At 56.1% G+C, this 1,553-nt stretch carries 1 protein-coding gene and 1 pseudogene; one reads left to right on the top strand and one right to left on the bottom strand.

The features are described from left to right. The coding region (locus PQR02_RS40345) for an alkaline phosphatase family protein (protein ID WP_408243371.1) at positions 1-774 on the bottom strand (774 nt) is incomplete at its 3' end. Positions 775-1,157: 383 nt separating this feature from the next. On the opposite strand from PQR02_RS40345, the pseudogene PQR02_RS40340 reads away from it, so the two are divergent. Further along, positions 1,158-1,334 (top strand): annotated as a pseudogene (locus tag PQR02_RS40340) (transposase); the annotation flags it as partial. Between the last annotated feature and the right edge of the window lie 219 nt (positions 1,335-1,553).

Raw genomic sequence — 1,553 nt, 5'->3', positions numbered from 1 at the left:
TATTTCAAAAGTGCGGCCCTTGCCACAATCGTCGAGATAGCCGGGGAGGTTGGCGTCGGTCAAGGTTATCGAATGATCCGTCGGATTGACGTAGAAGCCGCTGGTGTCGGGGTTCTCAGGGTTGGCGGGATCGTGAATGATGATCCCATGCGTGTTGCCCGAAACGATATTGGCATGGCCGGGCACAGTGGGGCCGTAGGTGGTGGAAAAGGAATTGTCGCTCATGGCGTAGTGCTGAGCGTAGTTCCACAGCGCCTGGACGGTGTTGCCGTCGTAATAATTCATGATGGTTGAGCCGTCCACGGCGCAGCCCGGGCCCTTGCCGGTGGCCGTCTGCGGGAAGCGATCCACAGCCCCGCCATCGTCCGCCTGCTGCTCGGGTTCGTAGTTATGCGCCATATCGCAGGTGTAGGCGTCGGCGGGGCGAAGCCGCGTTGGGTTGGCGGGGCGTCCGGACAAGCTCCAATTCGGATTGCTCCGCAGCAAGTCCGGCGTCAGGACGTTGGCGGCCGGCGTGCCGGGGCGCGCCACGAATTTCGGCGCAGGCACACCAACCCAGCTTTGCTCGCCGGGAATATTCGCCGCGTGCGGATAAGTCCCGAAGAGATTGCCGAAAGTTCTGTTCTCGGGAATGATGACCACGATGTGCTTGATCGGAGTTCGCGTATCTTCGCGATGGTTGTCCAGATCACCATCGGCGGCGTGAACGACGGAGGACAAAAGCGCCAGCGCAGCCGATGCTAAAAGAGTTCTTCGAATATTTTGACGAAACACGGAATACCTTTTGAGGAGTGTAGGGAATAGAAAAGATCCGACTTGAACAAGTAAAGTTAATCTGAAGATTGCAGCTGCTCAGGCTCTAGTTTTAAGTACTAGATGATGATCTACACGGAAATTATGCTCACCCGCGCGGTAGGCTCAAGCAAGCGATGATTGAAGCCTTGCATCAGGAGAAGCCCGCGCACAGCAGCCCGCGTATGAGCATTGCCCGCATGGGCTTTGTGCCCGAACAACTGCGCTTGGGATGCGCTCGAAGGCTTCACGCGCCAAACGAAGAAGATGCCTGCCTTGTTGCGCGAGAGCCTAACTTACGATCGCAGAAATCGAAATAACCCGATTCAATCGCTTGGACAGCTCGGCATGACAAGGTCGATATCGGCTTTGCCGATCCGCATACACCTTGGCAACGTGGCAGCCACGAGAACACCAACGGCCTGCTGCGCGAGTTCTTACGCAAGGGCATGGACCTTTCGACGGTCACGCAGATTCCGCTCAACGACGTCGCTAAACTCATCAATGGGCGGCCCCGTCAAGCCCTTGGATGGGACACACCTGAGAAAGCCATGGCCAAAAGAATTGGAAGACGCCGGTTTAGCTAAACGTTTGCACGTGGCTCTTGACGCCACCGCAACAAGTTTCGTAAATAACAATCGCATCTTAGAAGCACAATATGACGCGCTCACTACTCCGAGTTTTCAAAAAACTTGCTGGGTATGATCACGCTCCAAAACTCGACATATCGGCGCCATGGTGGCCAACGTCGGATCGGCGTT

The sequence above is a fragment of the Paraburkholderia sediminicola genome, from assembly GCF_046026895.1.
GTDB classification, from domain to species: domain Bacteria; phylum Pseudomonadota; class Gammaproteobacteria; order Burkholderiales; family Burkholderiaceae; genus Paraburkholderia; species Paraburkholderia sediminicola_C.
Note: the sequence above shows the minus strand (reverse complement) of the source record. Positions and strands in the feature narration are given on the sequence as shown.